Origin of the sequence: Stenotrophomonas acidaminiphila, assembly GCF_014109845.1 — a bacterium.
GTDB classification, from domain to species: Bacteria; Pseudomonadota; Gammaproteobacteria; order Xanthomonadales; family Xanthomonadaceae; genus Stenotrophomonas; species Stenotrophomonas acidaminiphila.
Genome location: NZ_CP043567.1, coordinates 3,251,816 through 3,268,266, shown reverse-complemented (window position 1 = coordinate 3,268,266; position 16,451 = coordinate 3,251,816). Strand labels below are relative to the sequence as shown.

Here is a 16,451-nt window from a genome sequence, read left to right as displayed (position 1 = left end):
TTGCCGCCCGTCCGCCATGGCCTGGGCGCGGTGGGAGCGGGGCTTGATGCGCCTTCGCGGTAAAATGCGCCGATTCCCACTTTCCCGCTCCTCATGACCGTCCGCACCCGCTTCGCTCCCAGTCCCACCGGCTACCTGCACATCGGTGGCGCCCGTACCGCGCTGTACTGCTGGCTGGAGGCCCGCCACCGCGGCGGCGAATTCGTGCTGCGCATCGAGGACACCGACCGCGAGCGCAGCACCCAGGCGGCGATCGACGCGATCCTGGAAGCGATGGACTGGCTGGGCCTGGACTATGACGAAGGCCCGGTCTACCAGACCGACCGCGTGGCCCGCTACAAGGAAGTGGCCGAGCAGCTGATCGCCGTCGGCAAGGCCTACTACGCCTACGAGACCCGGGAAGAGCTCGATGCCATGCGCGAGGCCGCGATGGCCCGGCAGGAGAAGCCGCGCTACAACGGCGCCGCGCGCGACCTGGGCCTGCCGTTCAAGGACGACCCGAACCGCGTGATCCGCTTCAGGAACCCGCTCGACGGCAGCGTGGTGTTCGACGACCTGATCAAGGGCCGCATCGAGATCGCCAACAGCGAACTGGACGACATGGTGATCTTCCGTCCGGACGGCTACCCCACCTACAACTTCGCGGTGGTGGTGGACGACTGGGACATGGGCATCACCGAGGTCATCCGCGGCGACGACCACATCAACAACACCCCGCGCCAGATCAACCTGTACCAGGCCATCGGCGCGCCGGTGCCGAAGTTCGGGCACATGCCGATGATCCTCGACGAGCAGGGCGCGAAGCTGTCCAAGCGCACCGGCGCGGCCGACGTGATGCAGTACAAGGACGCCGGTTACCTGCCCGATGCGCTGTTGAGCTACCTGGCGCGCCTGGGCTGGTCGCATGGCGACCAGGAGCTGTTCAGCCGCCAGGAGCTGATCGATCTGTTCGACGTGAAGAACTGCAACTCCAAGGCCTCGCGCCTGGACATGGCCAAGCTCGGCTGGGTCAACCAGCACTTCCTCAAGACCGAGGCGCCGGAGCGCATCGTGCCGCACCTGGTCTACCAGCTGGAAAAGCTGGGCCTGGACCTGGCCGCCGGCCCGGCGCCGGTGGACGTGGTCATCGCCCTGCGCGAACGCGTGCAGACGCTGAAGGAAATGGCCGACAAGGCGGTGGTCTGGTACCGGCCGCTGACCGAGTACGACGAGGCGGCCGTGGCCAAGCACTTCAAGGCCGGCGCCGAACTGGCGCTGGGCAAGGCGCGCGAGCTGCTGGCGGCGCTGCCGCAGTGGACCGCCGAGAGCGTCGGCGTGGCCCTGCACGACACCGCCGCGGCGCTGGAGACCGGCATGGGCAAGGTCGCACAGCCGCTGCGCGTGGCCATCACCGGCACCCAGGTCAGCCCGGACATCTCGCACACGGTGTACCTGGCCGGCCGCGACGAAGCCTTGAAACGCATCGACGCCGCACTCATCAAGGTCCCGAAGGGTTGATCCCGCCGAGGCAGACATGACCGGACACGAGCACAGCTGTACCGCCCCCCACCACCACGTCGACGACGCGGCGGATTTCATCGCGGTGGTCGAACGGGTGTGCCGCGAGCGCGGACTGCGGCTCACGCCGATCCGCGCCAACGTGCTGCGGCTGATCGCCGAAGCCGGCAAGCCGGTCAAGGCCTACGAACTGCTGGACTGGGTGCGCGAGGGCAAGGGCGTGGGCGCCGATGCCCCGCCCACCGTGTACCGCGCGCTGGATTTCCTGATGGCCAACGGCTTCGTCCACAAGCTGTCCTCGGTCAACTCCTTCGTCGCCTGCCACCACCCCAGCAGCAACCAGCATTCGGTGCCGTTCCTGATCTGCGACCGCTGCCACAGCGCGGTCGAGCTGGAGGACCGCGACATCGTCCGCCAGCTCGAAAACCGCGCCCGCGAACTGGGCTTCAAGCCGCAGGCGCAGACCCTGGAAGTGCACGGGTTGTGCGCCGACTGCGCGGGCTGAGCTGCGTGGCAGCCGCGGGAGCCCGTCCCGCGCCTTATTTCCCCGGTTGCCCCACGGGGTAGACGACCTCGCCGTCCTTGATCGTCTGCAGCACCTTGATGGTGTGCAGCCGGGCCGGCGCGATGGTCAGCGGATTGTCCGAGAGCACCACCAGGTCGGCGCGCTTGCCGGTTTCGATCGATCCCTTGCGGTCCTGCTCGGAATACTGCCGCGCAGCCCACAGGGTGATGGACTTGAGCGCCTGTTCCGGCGTCACCCGCTGTTCCGGGCCGAGCACGCGCCCGCTGCGGGTGGTGCGGTTGACCGTGGCGTCCAGCACCCGCATCGCATCGGGGAACACCACCGGCGCATCGTGGTGCGAGGTGAACACCATGCCCGCATCCAGTACCCAGCGCGTGGGCGAGATGTTCTCGGCGCGTTCCGGACCGAGTACCGAATCGCGGTGCCAGTCGCCCCAGTAATAGGTGTGCATCGGGAACAGCGAGGGGAAGATGCCGAGCCGGCGCAGTTCGCCCACCTGGTCGCGGCGCAGGGTCTGGCCGTGGATCAGCACCGGCATCAGCTGCCTGCCCGGGTGCGCGGCTTCGGCCGCGGCCACAGCGTGGATGAACTGGTCGATGGCGGCATCGCCGTTGGCATGCGCCAGCACCTGCCAGCCATGGTCCCAGGCCTTGCCGATCAGCTCGTTCGCCTGCGCGTCGGTGTAGGCGGGGTAGCCGGCGTAATCGGCTTTCTCGCCCGCGGGCACTTTGTAGTACGGCTGGCTCAGCCAGGCGGTCTTGCCCTGCGGCGAGCCATCCAGGCTGATCTTGACCCCGCCGATGCGGAAATGGTCGATGTAGTCGGGGCCGTAGTACGGGCCGCGCATGGCCGGGCTGTCCAGGGCCACGTGGATGTCGGGGTAGGCGACGACGTCGATCTTGAGCCTGCCGGCCTTGCCGGCCAGCGGCAGCATCGCCAGGGTGCCGGCATCGGTCTTGCCGTCCTGTGCAGTGGTGTAGCCGTACTTCATGTACAACGCCTGGCCGGCCTCGAACATCGCCATGGCCTGTTCCAGGCTGAGCGTGGGCATCAGCCTGGCCAGGGCCAGGCTGTGCGCGCTCTCCTCGAGCACGCCGTCGGGAACGCGGCTGCCGGGCTCGCGGCGGATCACCCCGCCGGCGGGGTCGGGGGTGTCGGCGGTGATGCCGGCCTGCTCCAGCGCCTTGCTGTTGTAGGCCCCCAGGTGCCCGGACTGGTGCATCAGGATGACCGGGATGTCGGTGGCGATGGCATCCAGTTCGGTGCGCGTCGGGTGGCGCTTTTCCGCCAGCTGCGAGTCGTCGTAACCGAAGCCGATCAGTATCGGGCGGCCGCCGGGCACGGTGTCGGCGGCACGGTAGCTGCGCATGATCCGCTGCAGCGCGGGGATCGAATTGCCTTCGCCGTCGGGCGCGGGCAGCAGGTTGGCCGACAGCGCCTGCAGGCCGACGCCGGACACATGCCCGTGGCCGTCGATGAAGCCCGGGACCAGGGTATGGCCGTGCAGGTCCACCTGGCGCGCGTGCGGGCTGAAGGCGCGCGCGGCCTTGCGCGAGCCGACGAAGGCGATGTCGCCGTCGCGCACCACCACCGCCTCGGCCTGCGGCTGCCGGTCATCGAGGGTGATGATCGGTCCGCCCGAGTACAGCGTGTCCGCCGCATCGGCGGTGCCATGCAGTGCCGCCAGGATCGGCAGGGCCAACAGCAGTTTCATGGGTGCGCTCCATAGCCACGGACGATGCCCGGAGCTTAGCGCGTGGCGTGCCAGCGCAAGGTGAGCGTGGCGTCGCCGCGTGGGCGTCAGGGCCTGCCGCTGCCCATGCCGGGCGCGGCGGCCGTATCCACGTCCACCACCACCGACATGCCCGGTCGCAGGCGTGCGGCCAGGGGCTGGCCGGCATCGATGGCGATGCGTACCGGCAGCCGCTGCACGACCTTGGTGAAGTTGCCGCTGGCGTTGTCCGGCTTGAGCACCGCGAACTCCGAGCCGGTGGCCGGGGCGATCTGCTCGACATGGCCGCGCAGGCGCTGGCCCTGGAATGCATCGACGCTGAAGGTCGCCGGCTGGCCGATGGTCATCTTCCAGGTCTGGCCTTCCTTGAAGTTGGCCACGATCCAGGGGGCGTCCGGCACCAGGAACAGCAACTGGGTGCCGGCGGTGACGTACTGGCCCAGCCGCACCGAGGCCTCGGACAACTGGCCATCACGCGGGGCGCGGACCACGGTGTTGTCCAGGTCGATCCGTGCCAGTTCCAGCGCCGCCTGCGCACTGGCGACCCTGGCCTCCAGCCCCTGCCGCGCGACGCGCGTGGCGGTGAGGTCTTCCTCGGCGATGCGGATGGCCGCCTGCGACTGCGCCACGCCGGCGCTGGCCGCCTGCGCGCTGGCGCGCAGCTTGTCGCGGTCGCTGCTGGATACCAGCTGTTGCGCGGCCAGGGTTTCGTAGCGCTGCAGCTCGGTGCCGGTGCGCTGCCGTTCGGCCTGGCCGGCTGCCAGGTTGGCCCGCGCCGAAGCGATCTGCGCACGGTTCTGCGCCTGGCTCTGGACGGAGTTGGCCAGTTGCGCGCGTGCCTCGGCCAGCGCCGCCTCGGCCTGCTCGACCTTCTGCCGGTAGCTGCGGTCGTCGATGCGCAGCAGCGGCTGGCCGCGCTTGACGCGGTCGAAGTCCCTGGCCAGCACCTCGGTGACATAGCCGCTGACCTGTGGCGCCAGCACCGTCACCTGCCCGCGCACATAGGCGTCGTCGGTATGCACGTGGTCGCTGGTGAACGGCCACAGCTGCCAGGCGCGCAGGATCAGGGTCAGCCCGACCAGGGCGATGACCACCATCACCACCACGCTGGCGCGGCTGGGGGTGTTGTATTTGGAGATCGGCGCCGATGCCGATGCCGCGGCGGCTTCGCCATCGCTGGCGTCGGTGATCTGCGCGTTGCCGCTGCCGGGGTTTTCCTGTGTATTGCTCATGTCGGTCGCTTCGTCTGCAGCGTCGCGGCCGTGGCCGGTCGCATCGCTTTTCTTACGGTGGGGTTGCGGAACAGCACTTCCAGCAGCAGCCAGCCGAGGAAGCCGATCGCCAGCCAGCCGCTCAGCGCGAACACGTCGTTGAACGCGCGCACGTTGGCCTCGCGCCGCGCCGCCTGGGCCAGTGCCGCGGCCGCCTGCGCCTGGCGTTGCGCCGGGTCGGTGATGACACGGGCATAGCCCTGCTGCAGCGCATGCAGGCGCTGGGCGACGACCGCATCGGCCGGATCCAGCTGGCTGACCAGCTGGCTGGAATACACGTGTTCGCGGTGCAGCTGGTAGCTGCCCAGCAGGGCCGAGCCGGCCAGGCCGCCGAAGGTCTGGGTCAGCGACAGCACCACGATGAAGGACACGATGTGGTCCAGGCCGCGGGCCATGGCCTGGCGGATGCCCATCAGCATCAGCGGGCCCATGAACATGCCGCTGCCCACCGCGGCCAGGAACTGGCTCAGCGCGAAATCCATCGGCCGGTCCAGGCTGGTGCGGTGCTGGTCGAGGAAGGCCGCGCTGCCGAGCAGGAGGATCGAGGCCAGCAACTGCGGGATCAGCGCCTTCGGCCCGAAGGTCAGCGCACCGGCGGCAATGCCGGCCAGCACGCCGAGCAGGATCACCGCGAACAGCGGCGCCATCTGCTCCGGGCCCATGCCCAGCGTGCGCATCATCGTGACCATGCCGTACGACTGCTCGTTGGTCAGGAAGCGGATCAGGAACGCGCCGGCGATGAAGCGCAGCATCGTCGGCCCCATCAGCCAGCGGATCTGCAGCAGCGGGTTGCGGCGATAGTGTTCGATCAGGAACGCCGCCAGCACCAGCACCGTCGCCGCGGCCAGCAGCGCGCCCAGCCATGGCGTGTCGAACCACCAGTGCAGGTAGCCCTGGCTGAGCACGATGACCAGCATCGCCAGTGCCGGTGCGAGGATGGCGAAGGTCACGAAGTCCAGCGGCTCGAACACCTTGATCTGGATGCCCGGCGGCAGCTTGAGGATCACCACCGCGGCGAACGCGCACAGCGCCAGCCCGGCCTCGAACAGGTACAGGTTGTGCCATTGGCCGTGGTCGAGCAGGCCCGGCGAGACCAGCCACGCCAGCGGCACCGCCAGCTGCGACAGGCTCATGCCGACCACCAGCAGGTTGCCCACGTAGCGGCGCGGCAGCGCCTGCAGCATGTACAGCGTGCCCAGGGTGGTGCAGGCCGCGCCGGCGAAACCACTGGCCGCGCGCACCAGGAGCGTCGTCGCCAGCCCGCCCACGGCAAGGTGCAGCACCGCCAGCGCGGCGTAGACGCCCAGCCCCAGCTCGGCGAACAGGCGGATGCCGTATTCCTGGCGGAACTTGAACACCAGCAGGTTGGCGGTGACATTGACCATCACGTAGGCCGTCGCCAGCCAGTTGGCCTCGCTCGGCTGCAGGCCCATCTGCCCCTGGATCCACGGCAGGTTGGCGCTGAGCAGCGCATTGCCGAGCCCGCCGGTGATCGCAACCAGCACCGCCACCGCGGCGTAGGCCGCGCGCCGGTGCGGCGGATGCCAGGGCATCGACGCGGAGCCGGGCAGGGTGGGTTTTTCGTGTTCCTCCCAGTCCGGGATCGGCTTGAGCGGCTTCATCCGCCGGCGCCCCCGGTCGCGGCCAGCCCGGGGCGCAGCAGCTGCAGCGCGCGGGTGGCGAGGCGGGCGCGTTCGGCGCGGGTGCGCCCGCGCAGCGCCGCGCCAAGCATGCTCGATACCAGGGACAGGTCGGCCAGCGCCAGGTCCGGGCGACACAGGCCCGCCGCCCGCGCCCGCTCCAGGGCCGGTTCCATCAGCTTCAGCACGCGCAGGCGGGCGGCACGGATCGGCGGGTCGTTCTGGTCCACGGCGCGCCAGTAGTCGGCCAGCGCCGGTGAATGCACGATGCGCCTGGCCATGCCGTCGAGCAGTTCGAACAGGGCATCGTCGCGCTCGCCCAGTTCGGCCACGTGCGCCTGGATCTTCTCCAGCGTGCGCTGCAGCATCGCCTCGATCAGCGCGGCGCGGTCGGGGAAGTTGCGGTACAGGGTGGCGCGGCCGACGCCGGCGCGCTCCACCACCAGGTCCAGCGGCGCGGTGATGCCGTGTTCGCCGAACACGGCGTCGGCCGCATCCAACAGCTGGGCGCGACGCGCGGCGGCATCGGAACGGATCGAGGTCATGCGCACATGATCCGGACAAAAATGTCCGCTTGCAATGAGCGCGGCGTGAAATGCAGTGCCCGGCAAAGCGGCCATTCATGCGTGCGCCGGGGGTGTTGCCCGGGTGCCGGAAAAGCGGAAGGGGCCTTGCGGCCCCTTCCTCACGCAGTGGCGCTGCGGCGCGCGCTCAGAACCAGGCGCGGATGCCGAAGGCGACGCCGCGGCCGGGCAGCGGTGCGTAGTCGCGCAGCAGCGAGGTGTGCGGACGCGCCTGGCGGTTGCCCAGGTTGCTGCCATCCAGGAACACCTCGTAGCTGTTGCTGCCGCTGCGGTCCCAGCGGTACGCCAGGTGCGCATCGACCAGGGTGTAGCCGGCGCTGGGCGCCTCGTTCAGCGCGACGTCGCGCTGGCTGGCGTAGCGGACCGCGCCCAGCGAAGCGCGCCAGCCGTCGCGTGCCCAGCGCAGGTCGGCGCCGAGCCGTGCCGGCGCGATCCGCGGCAGGTAGCCGCCGTTGGCCAGGTCCACGCTGTAATCGTGGCTGTGGTCGCCATGCGGCACGGCGATCTCGGCGCGGCGGCTGCCGTTGCCGTCCAGCTCGGCCTTGACGTAATCGCCGAACACGCGCAGGTCCCAGTCGCCGCTGTCGCCTTCGACCAGGTGGAACATGGCTTCGGCCTCGGCGCCCTTGAAGGTAGCGTCCTGCTGGGTCCAGATCCGCACCGGCAGGCCCTGCTCGACCACGCCGGTGTCGGCCAGGTAGATGAAGTCCTTGAACTTCGTCTGGTAGACCGCGGCCGAGACGTCGATGCGGTCACTGTGCGCGTGCAGGCCCAGCTCCATGCGGTGGCCGCGCTCGGTGTCCAGGTTGGCGTCGCCGATCTCCAGCGAGCGGGTGGCGATGTGCGCGCCGGCCGCATACAGCTCCTCGTTGGTGGGTGCGCGCTCGGAGCGGTCCACGCCGAAGCGCAGGTCGAAGTGGTCGTTGACCGTCCAGATGCCGGCCGCCGACAGGTTGGTGGCGCCGAAGTCGCGGTCGGGCGCGGTGCCCTCCGGGCTCAGCCGGACCCGGTCGTGGCGGCCGCCCAGTTCCAGCTTGAGCGGGCCGAACTGCTTTTCCTGCAGCACGAACAGGCCCAGGCTGCGGGTGGTGGTGCCGGGGACGAAGGCTTCCTCGCCCTGCGCGCCGAAGTCGCTGTCGCCGAACTGCAGGCCGAAGGCGCCGTTCCAGCCGGCGAGCGGCTGCTGCACTGCTTCCACGCGGCCCTCCACGCCCTTGTTGGTGAAGCGCGTGGACGGGGTGCCGGCGTCCAGCTCGGTGTGCTCGTAGTCGGTCCAGGCGGCGCGGACGGTGAGGCTCTGCAGGAACGGCAGCGGGTCGTACAGCCCGCCCTTCAGGTCGAAGCGGTTCTGCACCATGTCGATGCGCACGTCGTGTTCGCCGGGGTCCTCGTCGGCGTGGTCGTCATGGTCATGGTCGTGATCGTCGCCGGCGTGGACATGGGCGCCGTTGGGGATGCCGTAGTTGCTGCGGTAGGTGCCCAGCGAGGCGCCGAGGAAGCCGGACTCGCCCAGCCAGGTGGCGCCGACGCCACCGGCGCGGGTGCGCATGGCGCTGTTCTCCAGGCGGCCGCGCGGACCCAGTTCGTCGCCGTGATCGGCGTGGTCGTCATGGTCGTCGTCCAGCGCGGCCGGGTCGATCGCACGGCCGGGAATGCGGAAGTCATCGCCGTTGCGCACCAGACCGTCGACATGCAGCACCAGGTTGCCGCCGCTGACGCCGTCGAGCCGGAACATGCCGCTGCGCTCGTTGTTGACGCTGTTGCCGCGCAGTTCGGCGCGGCCGCTGAGCGGGCGCCCGGGCAGGTCGCGGGCGATGCGGCCGTCGACCACGTTGACCGCGCCACCGATGGCACCGCTGCCGAACAGCAGGGTCGCCGGGCCTTTCAGCACCTCGATCTGGTCGGCCAGGAACGGCTCGATGCTGGTGGCGTGGTCGGCGCTGACGGTGGACGCGTCCATGTTGCCGACGCCGTTGGCGACCACCGCCACGCGCGGGCCTTCCTGCCCGCGGATGATCGGCCGGCCCACGCCGGGGCCGAAACTGCTGGTCTGCACGCCGGGCATGCGCGCGATGGTGTCGCCCAGGGTGGCGCCCTTGCGCGCATCCAGTTCCTCGCCGGTCAGCACGGCGACCGGGCGGGCAAGCGATTCGGCATCGCTCTGCAGCGGCGAGGCGGTGACCTTGACCGTGGACAGCTCGGTCAGGTGATGGCTCTGCCCATCGGTATTGTCGGCAGCCTGGGCGGCGGCGGGAAGGGCGGCGACAAGCGCCACGGACAGGGCGTGGCGGGCGAGATGCGGAAAGCGGCGGGAAAGGACGGGTCGGGTCATGGTGTTGTTACTTTGTATCAATTGAGGGGCGTGGGACGGCCGGGACGGGCGGAGAGGAACCGGGGCTCAACCGGGTGGTTGGATAATGTTATATTATTCCATAACGCGCCACCGCCCCTGCTGGAAGTCATGCCACCGAAATCGTCCCGCCAGTTCCTCGACCGCTTCGGTGCCGCCGGCTCGCTGCTGTGCGCGGTCCACTGTGCGGCGCTGCCGGCCCTGCTGGCGCTGGCGCCGTCGCTGGGCCTGTCGTTCTGGCTGAGCGACGGGGTCGAGCAGGCGGTGGTGCTGTTCGTGACCTTCCTTGGCCTGTTCAGCCTGCTCTGGGGCTACCGTCGCCACCGCGCGCTGCGCGCGCTGGCGCTGCTGGTCCCGGGGCTGGTGCTGCTGTGGGCCGGGTTGCTGCATGCCGAACTGCACCACTCGCGCATACCGCATGCGGTGGTGATGACCCTGGGCGGCGCGCTGGTGGGCCTGGCCCATCTGATGAACCTGCGCCTCAACCACCGCCACGTGCACGACGCCAGCTGCGCGCATTGAGGGGCGCATGTTAGGCTTCCACTTCACGCGCGGGGGCGCTGCTACAGCGGCCTCGCCGAACCCGTGTCAGTACGGGGCAATCTGATTTCACACTAAGGAGTTGACGACATGGGTAAGGGTGACCGTAAGACCGCCAAGGGCAAGCGCTACAACGCCAGCTACGGCAACGCGCGCTCGCATTCGGTGAGCAAGGTGGCCGTGGGCGCAGCTGCGCCGGTCGCCAAGAAGACTGTCGCCAAGGCCCCGGCCAAGAAGGCCGTGGCCAAGAAGACGGTGGCCAAGGCCGGTTGATCCCGGGCTGGCATCAGCGAAAAAGCGGCGCTTGCGCCGCTTTTTTTTTTTGGAGGCCGCCTGGCAGCGCGCTGCCAGGCGGCTGGTCACCAGATGGATCCACGGCAGGCCATCGGTGGTTGCCGCTCAGTCCTGCCCACGCAGCGCCTGCCGCAGCGCCTGCGGATCGCCGTCGTTCGGCGCCGCGGTGATGCCGGTCAACCGCGCCAGCAGCGGGTAGACATCGACGTTGTCGAACCGCGGCAGCAGCACCCCCTGGCGGAACGACGGGCCACGGGCGACGAATACCGCCTGCATCGACGGCAGCGCCGGGTCATAGCCGTGCGAGCCGCGGCTGCCGGGCGGGCGCCTGGCGATGCTCTTGCGGGTCAGCGCATCCCAGCCTTCATGCATCTGGCAGACGATGGGCGGAATGCGCGGGTGGCTGCCGTAGTGCCAGCGTGCCGGCAGGCGGTCCTTCTTCCAGCAGTCGTAGTGCGGGTGGGCGCCCAGCAGGGCCTTTTCCGCCTCGCGTTCGCGCCCCGGCTGCGGCGCGAAGCCGACCGACTGGCCGACCGACACCTCGCGCGCGATCTCCGGCGCGACCATGTCCTCGGTGGCGATCACCTGTCCGTCCGGGACAGTGGCCATGCCATGGTCGGACACGACGATCACGTTGGTCTGGTCGAGCAGGCCGTCGCGGCGCATGCCGTCCAGCAGCTGGCCGATGGCGGCGTCCACCTGCTGCAGCGCGTTGGCGTACTCGGGCGAATCCGGGCCATAGGTGTGCCCGGCCTTGTCGACCTGCTCCATGTAGGCGGCGACCAGGCGCGGCTTGTGGCCGTCGGGCGCGCCCTGCAGCCATGACAGCACCAGGTGCATGCGCTCGGGCAGCGGCACGCTTTCGTCGTAGGCGTGCCACTGGCTGGCGTGCACGCCCTGGATGGCGGCCTCGCTGCCGGGCCATGACCAGGTCGCGCTCTTGTAGCCGGCCTTCTCCACCCCGACCCAGATCGGTTCGCCGCCCCACCAGGCCGGGTTGGTCACCGCGTCGCGGTTGTCCAGGCGGAAATCGCCCAGGTCCTCGGCGCGCATGCTGTTGTGGATGATGCCGTGGTGGTCCGGGCGCAGGCCGGTGACCAGGGTGTAGTGGTTGGGGAAGGTCAGCGAAGGATAGGACGGCGACATGCCGACCGAGCGCACGCCTTCGCGCGCGAGCCGGGCCAGGTTGGGACTGTGGCCGCGCTCGACCATGTCCGCGCGCAGGCCGTCGATGGACAGCAGCAGGACGGTGGGCGGCGCCGTGGTGGCGGTGGCGACGGATGGAGCCGGGCCGGTCGAGGCGCAGGCGGCAAGCAGGCTGGCGCCGAGCAGCGCGAGGGAGGTGCGGAACTGAATCATCCGCCCATGATAGTCCCGCTACGATGACAGCAGGCATACACCGGGCATGCCCGGTGCCGTGGTTTCAGTCGAACAGCGAAGGCGCCGCGGCCGTGTCGGGCAGCGCGCCTTCCAGCCGCAGCAGCGCGGCCTTGGTGGGCAGGCCGCCGCCGAAGCCGGTCAGCGAGCCATCGTTGCCGATCACCCGGTGGCAGGGCAGCACGATCGGCAGCGGGTTGCGGCCATTGGCCGCGCCCACCGCGCGCGTCGCGGTGGGGCGGCCGATGCGCTGGGCCAGCTGGCGATAGCTCCAGGTGCCGCCGAACGGGATCTCGGCCAGTGCATGCCAGACCTGCAGCTGGAATTCGGTGCCGACCGGTGCCAGCGCCAGCTCGAACCCGCGGCGCCTGCCGTGCAGGTAGTCCAGCAGTTGCCGGCGCGGTTCGGCGACCGCGTCGGGTGCGTGCTGCCACTGTTCGCGGCCCTTGGCGTCGTGGCGGTTGCTGGCGAACAGGATGTGGCGCAGCCCGGCGTCGTCGGCGGCGATCGTGAGCGGGCCGATGGGGCTGTCGAAGCGGTCGTAGAACAGGGTCATTGCGCGGGTTCCTGGTTGCGGTCGGCGGCCATGTGCCAGAGGTGCAGGACGGCGTAGGCGCGCCAGGGCCGCCATGCCTGGGAGCGGGCCTCGGTGGCGCGCTCGCCCAGCCGTTGGCCCTCGCCCAGCACCTGCTGCAGGACCAGGTCGCCGGCGGGGAAGGCGTCGGGCATGCCCAGTGCGCGCAAGGCCATGTAGTGCGCCGTCCACGGGCCGATGCCGGGCAGGGCGGTGGCCTGGTGGACGAACTGTTCAAGGGTCTGGGCGCGGCTGAACTGCAGCCGGCCTTCGCTGCAGGCCCGGGCCACCGCGCGCAGGGTGGCCGCGCGGGTACGCGGCAGGCCGATGCTCTCCAGCGGCGCCTCGGCCAGTACATCGGGGCCGGGGAACTGCCGGTCCAGGCCGTCGGGCTGGTCCGCCAGCCATTGTCCGAAGCGATCCACCAGCCGCCGCGCCAGGGTGGTGGCCGCGGCGACGCTGACCTGCTGCCCCAGCACCGCACGCGCGGCGACCTCGAAGCCGTCCCAGCCGCCGGGGATGCGCAGGCCCGGACGCCGCGCGATGCCCCGCGCCAGCAGCGGCTCGTGCACCAGGCAGGCATGCACGGTGGCCAGGTCCGCATCCAGGTCGAACACGCGCCGCACCCGGGCCACGATCGCCGGGATCGCGCGCGCGTCGGTGGTGCCCAGCTGCAGCCGCAGCTCGGGGCGTTTCGGGTCGGCGCTGACCCGGATCAGGCTGGCGCGGCCATCGGTGACGATCACCCGCTGGTAGCTGTCGGCGTCGATGCGCTCGATGCCGGGAATCGCGCGCTTGCGCAGGAAGCCGAGCATCGCCGGGAAATCCAGTGGGGGGCGGTAGGCCAGCCGCAGCACCGGCTCGCCGCCGGCCACCGTGCCGTGGCGCTTGCGCAGCGCGCTTGGCGGCATGCCGCAGCCGGCCAGGAACGCATCGTTGAAGCGGCGCAGGCTGTTGAAGCCGGCGGCCAGCGCCACCTCGGTCACCGGCAGGTGGGTTTCGGTCAGCAGCTGCTTGGCCAGCAGCAGGCGGCGGGTGGCATGCAGCTGCGCGGGGGTGGCGCCGAGCCGGGCCACGAACAGCCGCTGCAGCTGGCGCGCGCTCAGCTGCATGGCCTCGGCCAGCGCGGCGGCCGGGCGGTCCTGCAGGATGCCTTCGTCCAGCAGTGCCAGCGCCCGGTGCAGGGTGTGGTCCTGCATGTAACTGGCATCGTCCGGCGACAGTTCCGGCCGGCAGCGCAGGCAGGGGCGATAGCCGGCCGCCGCGGCGGCCGCGGCAGTGGGGTAGTAGCTGACGTTGTCGCGGCGCGGCGGCGGCGCCGGGCACACCGGCCGGCAGTAGATGCCGGTACTGCGCACGGCGGTGAAGAACAGCCCGTCGAAGCGCGCGTCGCGGGCCAGGCGGGCCTGTTCGCATTGGTCGTGGCTGGGCAGCACGGGATGGCTCATGGCGCCAGTCTAGGGCCGGTGGCGATCGCGTACTGGCCATTTCCGGACATCAATGCCCGTGCGGGCCGCCCGGTTCAGGGCGCATTGCGGCGCTGGCGCCAATGCGGACTAGACTGTTGTCCCCCTGGCGCGCCGCGCCCTTGCACGGATCCGATCGTTGTCCATGTTGCGCAGATTCTGGTGGTCGCCGTTGCTGTGTGCCGGGCTGCTCGCCTGCAGTCCCGCCGACAAGGGCAGGCCGGTGGCGGCCGCCGATCCGGCCGCGGCGCTGGCCGCCGATGGCGACCACATGGTGTCGATCAATGCGGCCGATGCGCCGCCGCCGCCGCCGCCGGTGAAGCCGGCGCGCGACAAGGCCTGGCCGGAGGTGGTGCTGGAGAACGGCAAGGCCTGGGTCAGCTGCGACACCGACTATGCCGGCGAGGCCGGCGATGGCGCCGCGCTTGAGGCGCTGGACCGCAAGACCCTGGATGCCGCGCTGGAACCGTGCCGCGAGCGCGGCCTGGTGCGGGTGCGCTACGCCGGCAAGATCAACCCGTCCTTCGCTGCGATGGTTTCGCGCCTGGCGGTGGTGGCCGACGCGAAGAAGATCGGCAAGCGCGTGCTCGACCTGGACTCCAGCGGCGGCCAGGTGGAGGCGGCGATCGTTGCCGGCGACAGCATCGGCGAGTCCGGCTGGACCATCTGGGTGCGCGAGGGCTCCATCTGCCACAGCGCCTGCGTGTTCGTGCTGGCTGCCGGCGACAACCGGCTGATCTCGGGCAAGGTCGGCATCCACCGGATGATGCGCATCAGCTCCACCGCCACCTCGCGTGCCGAGCTGAACAAGGAACTGCACGAGGTCTACGACAACGTGAAGGACTACCTGCAGCGCAACGGCGTGGCGGTGGGCGTGGCCGACCTGATGATGACCGTGCCCAACCGCAGCCTGCGCCTGCTCACCAGCGAGGAGCTCAAGCAGTACGGCCTGGACGGCACCAACGCGGTGCAGGACGACCTGGAGCGGATCAAGCAGATGCGCAAGTGCGGCGACGATTTCGTGCGCCGCAAGGATGCGTTCCTGATCGCGTTCGACCGCCAGTGCAAGCTCGAGGGCGCCGAGCTGGACGCGGTGACCACCTGCGGGCAGGCGCTGAAGGAGCATTTCGGGTTTCCCGACGAGACCTGCCCCGACGAGAGCCCGCTGTCGGAGATCGACACCGCGCTGCTGGCGCTGCCGGCCGACGCCGCGCCGCTGCCGGCGGTGACGCCGGCCACGGCCGGGGTGGAGCCGCGCCGCGGCGACCTGTGAGCGCCGCGGCCCGGTGCCGGCCGCCGGCCGCACCGGGGCGGCACGATCCGCGGCGTACATGATCCGGATCAAGGCCGCTGCCGGCCGCCGGCCCTAGGCTGTGCCGGACACGGAATGCGGAGGCGGAAGATGGCTGCTGTGGATGTGCTGGTGGTGGGCGCGGGCCCGGCCGGACTGTGCCTGGCGCGCGGACTGGCCGATACCGGGCTGTCGGTGACCCTGGTGGAACTGCAGCCGGCCGCGGCGCTGGCCGAGCCGGCCTTCGACGGCCGCGAGATCGCGCTGACCCATGCCTCGCGGCAGATCATGCGCACCCTGGGGCTGTGGGAGCGGATCGATCCGGCGCAGGTGTCGCCGCTGCGCAGCGCCAAGGTCATGAACGGCGCTTCGCCGTTCGCGCTCGGCTTCGCCGCCGGCAACGAGGACGCCGATCCGCTGGGCTGGCTGGTCCCCAACCACCTGATCCGCCGCGCCGCCTGGGAGGCGGTGCAGGGGCAGGCCGGGCTGGAGCTGGTGGATGGCGCCAGGGTGACCGCGATCGAGACCGGCGAGGCGGCCAACACGGTGATGCTGGACGATGGCCGCCGCCTGTCGGCGCGGCTGGTGGTCGCCGCCGACAGCCGCTTCTCGGCGACCCGGCGGATGATGGGCATCGGCGCGCAGATGCGCGACTTCGGCAAGTCGATGCTGGTATGCCGGCTTGCCCACGAGCAGCCGCACCAGCACACCGCGTGGGAGTGGTTCGGCTATGGCCGCACCCTGGCCATGCTGCCGCTGCCGGGCGACCAGTGCTCGGCGGTGATCACGCTGCCGCCGCAGGGCATCCAGGAACTGATGGCGATGGACGATGCCGCCTTCGGCGAGGCCGTCACCGGTTTCTTCGAGCAGCGCCTGGGGCGGATGCGGCCGGTCGGCACGCGCCATGCCTATCCGCTGGTGGGCGTGTACGCGCACCGCTTCGCCGGGCACCGCTATGCGCTGGCCGGCGATGCCGCCGTGGGCATGCACCCGGTGACCGCGCACGGGTTCAACTTCGGGCTGCAGAGCCAGCAGCGGCTGGTGAAGGAAGTCGCGGCCGCGGCCGCGCGCGGCGGCGACATCGGCGCGTCGGCGGTGCTGGCCCGCTACGAGCGCGCGCACCGGCTGGCGACGCGGCCGCTGTACGAGGCGACCAACGCCATTGCCGCGCTGTACAACGACAGCCGCCTGCCGGCGCGGCTGCTGCGCGGCGCCGCGCTGCGGGCCGCGCACGGGGTAGCGCCCTTCAGGAAGATGATTGCCGCGCACCTGACCCAGCGCGCCGCGGGCTGAGCGCCCGCGGCCGGCG

14 protein-coding genes are annotated in these 16,451 nt (G+C 70.8%); 6 read left to right on the top strand and 8 right to left on the bottom strand.

The features are described from left to right. Positions 1 to 93 precede the first annotated feature (93 nt). Both gltX and F0P95_RS14865 read left to right on the top strand, forming a co-directional pair. Complete coding sequence (gene gltX, locus F0P95_RS14870) at positions 94 to 1,497, top strand: glutamate--tRNA ligase (RefSeq protein WP_182334872.1); 1,404 nt, start codon at positions 94 to 96, stop codon at positions 1,495 to 1,497. A 16-nt stretch (positions 1,498 to 1,513) separates the two neighbouring features. Further along, positions 1,514 to 2,002, top strand: a complete 489-nt coding sequence (locus F0P95_RS14865; RefSeq protein ID WP_056931428.1) for a transcriptional repressor — start codon at positions 1,514 to 1,516, stop codon at positions 2,000 to 2,002. Positions 2,003 to 2,036: 34 nt separating this feature from the next. Here the strand turns inward: F0P95_RS14865 and F0P95_RS14860 are convergent, their stop codons facing one another. The 5 genes from F0P95_RS14860 to F0P95_RS14840 all read right to left on the bottom strand — a co-directional run bounded on the left by F0P95_RS14860 (position 2,037) and on the right by F0P95_RS14840 (position 9,582). Further along, positions 2,037 to 3,737: an amidohydrolase gene (locus F0P95_RS14860; RefSeq protein WP_182334871.1), complete on the bottom strand. Its 1,701-nt coding sequence runs from the start codon at positions 3,735 to 3,737 to the stop codon at positions 2,037 to 2,039. A gap of 86 nt (positions 3,738 to 3,823) precedes the next feature. Further along, positions 3,824 to 4,987 carry an HlyD family secretion protein gene (locus F0P95_RS14855; RefSeq protein ID WP_182334870.1) on the bottom strand — a complete coding sequence of 388 codons (1,164 nt, stop codon included), beginning with the start codon at positions 4,985 to 4,987 and terminating at the stop codon, positions 3,824 to 3,826. Then, positions 4,984 to 6,648 (bottom strand): MFS transporter, encoded by a 1,665-nt coding sequence (locus F0P95_RS14850; RefSeq protein ID WP_182334869.1) that lies wholly within the window; start codon positions 6,646 to 6,648, stop codon positions 4,984 to 4,986. Before F0P95_RS14850 ends, F0P95_RS14855 begins: the two co-directional genes overlap by 4 nt. Beyond that, positions 6,645 to 7,211 carry a TetR/AcrR family transcriptional regulator gene (locus F0P95_RS14845; RefSeq protein WP_182334868.1) on the bottom strand — a complete coding sequence of 189 codons (567 nt, stop codon included), beginning with the start codon at positions 7,209 to 7,211 and terminating at the stop codon, positions 6,645 to 6,647. Before F0P95_RS14845 ends, F0P95_RS14850 begins: the two co-directional genes overlap by 4 nt. 166 nt (positions 7,212 to 7,377) lie before the next feature. Further along, a complete protein-coding gene (locus F0P95_RS14840; protein ID WP_182334867.1) occupies positions 7,378 to 9,582 on the bottom strand; it encodes a TonB-dependent receptor in 2,205 nt (734 codons plus the stop codon). Positions 9,583 to 9,711: 129 nt separating this feature from the next. Between F0P95_RS14840 and F0P95_RS14835 the strand changes: the two genes are divergently transcribed. Continuing rightward, the gene (locus F0P95_RS14835; RefSeq protein ID WP_182334866.1) at positions 9,712 to 10,122 is read left to right on the top strand and encodes a MerC domain-containing protein; all 411 of its coding nucleotides are present in this window, start codon (positions 9,712 to 9,714) and stop codon (positions 10,120 to 10,122) included. Between the two features lie 108 nt (positions 10,123 to 10,230). Further along, positions 10,231 to 10,413, top strand: coding sequence for a 30S ribosomal protein THX (locus F0P95_RS14830; RefSeq protein WP_054666917.1), 183 nt, complete (start codon positions 10,231 to 10,233; stop codon positions 10,411 to 10,413). 126 nt (positions 10,414 to 10,539) lie between these two features. Here F0P95_RS14830 and F0P95_RS14825 read toward each other — a convergent pair whose 3' ends face one another. The 3 genes from F0P95_RS14825 to F0P95_RS14815 all read right to left on the bottom strand — a co-directional run bounded on the left by F0P95_RS14825 (position 10,540) and on the right by F0P95_RS14815 (position 13,833). Further along, positions 10,540 to 11,793, bottom strand: coding sequence for an alkaline phosphatase family protein (locus F0P95_RS14825; RefSeq protein WP_182334865.1), 1,254 nt, complete (start codon positions 11,791 to 11,793; stop codon positions 10,540 to 10,542). A gap of 64 nt (positions 11,794 to 11,857) precedes the next feature. Then, positions 11,858 to 12,367 carry a methylated-DNA--[protein]-cysteine S-methyltransferase gene (locus F0P95_RS14820; protein ID WP_182334864.1) on the bottom strand — a complete coding sequence of 170 codons (510 nt, stop codon included), beginning with the start codon at positions 12,365 to 12,367 and terminating at the stop codon, positions 11,858 to 11,860. Continuing rightward, a complete protein-coding gene (locus F0P95_RS14815) occupies positions 12,364 to 13,833 on the bottom strand; it encodes a DNA-3-methyladenine glycosylase 2 (RefSeq protein ID WP_182334863.1) in 1,470 nt (489 codons plus the stop codon). The genes F0P95_RS14820 and F0P95_RS14815 overlap by 4 nt, the downstream gene beginning before the upstream one ends. Positions 13,834 to 13,996: 163 nt before the next feature. Between F0P95_RS14815 and F0P95_RS14810 the strand changes: the two genes are divergently transcribed. Next, positions 13,997 to 15,124: a COG3904 family protein gene (locus F0P95_RS14810; protein ID WP_182334862.1), complete on the top strand. Its 1,128-nt coding sequence runs from the start codon at positions 13,997 to 13,999 to the stop codon at positions 15,122 to 15,124. Positions 15,125 to 15,253: 129 nt separating this feature from the next. After that, positions 15,254 to 16,435 (top strand): 5-demethoxyubiquinol-8 5-hydroxylase UbiM, encoded by a 1,182-nt coding sequence (gene ubiM / locus F0P95_RS14805; protein ID WP_182334861.1) that lies wholly within the window; start codon positions 15,254 to 15,256, stop codon positions 16,433 to 16,435. Positions 16,436 to 16,451: the final 16 nt, after the last annotated feature.

Bases quoted from the DNA above. Each gene is read 5' to 3' on its own strand.
- F0P95_RS14815 (WP_182334863.1), bottom strand. From the start codon at position 13,833: ATGAGCCATCCCGTGCTGCCCAGCCACGACCAATGCGAACAGGCCCGC.
- F0P95_RS14845 (WP_182334868.1), bottom strand. From the start codon at position 7,211: ATGACCTCGATCCGTTCCGATGCCGCCGCGCGTCGCGCCCAGCTGTTG.
- ubiM (WP_182334861.1), top strand. From the start codon at position 15,254: ATGGCTGCTGTGGATGTGCTGGTGGTGGGCGCGGGCCCGGCCGGACTG.
- F0P95_RS14825 (WP_182334865.1), bottom strand. From the start codon at position 11,793: ATGATTCAGTTCCGCACCTCCCTCGCGCTGCTCGGCGCCAGCCTGCTT.
- F0P95_RS14860 (WP_182334871.1), bottom strand. From the start codon at position 3,737: ATGAAACTGCTGTTGGCCCTGCCGATCCTGGCGGCACTGCATGGCACC.
- F0P95_RS14830 (WP_054666917.1), top strand. From the start codon at position 10,231: ATGGGTAAGGGTGACCGTAAGACCGCCAAGGGCAAGCGCTACAACGCC.
- F0P95_RS14850 (WP_182334869.1), bottom strand. From the start codon at position 6,648: ATGAAGCCGCTCAAGCCGATCCCGGACTGGGAGGAACACGAAAAACCC.
- F0P95_RS14865 (WP_056931428.1), top strand. From the start codon at position 1,514: ATGACCGGACACGAGCACAGCTGTACCGCCCCCCACCACCACGTCGAC.
- F0P95_RS14855 (WP_182334870.1), bottom strand. From the start codon at position 4,987: ATGAGCAATACACAGGAAAACCCCGGCAGCGGCAACGCGCAGATCACC.
- F0P95_RS14835 (WP_182334866.1), top strand. From the start codon at position 9,712: ATGCCACCGAAATCGTCCCGCCAGTTCCTCGACCGCTTCGGTGCCGCC.
- gltX (WP_182334872.1), top strand. From the start codon at position 94: ATGACCGTCCGCACCCGCTTCGCTCCCAGTCCCACCGGCTACCTGCAC.
- F0P95_RS14820 (WP_182334864.1), bottom strand. From the start codon at position 12,367: ATGACCCTGTTCTACGACCGCTTCGACAGCCCCATCGGCCCGCTCACG.
- F0P95_RS14810 (WP_182334862.1), top strand. From the start codon at position 13,997: ATGTTGCGCAGATTCTGGTGGTCGCCGTTGCTGTGTGCCGGGCTGCTC.
- F0P95_RS14840 (WP_182334867.1), bottom strand. From the start codon at position 9,582: ATGACCCGACCCGTCCTTTCCCGCCGCTTTCCGCATCTCGCCCGCCAC.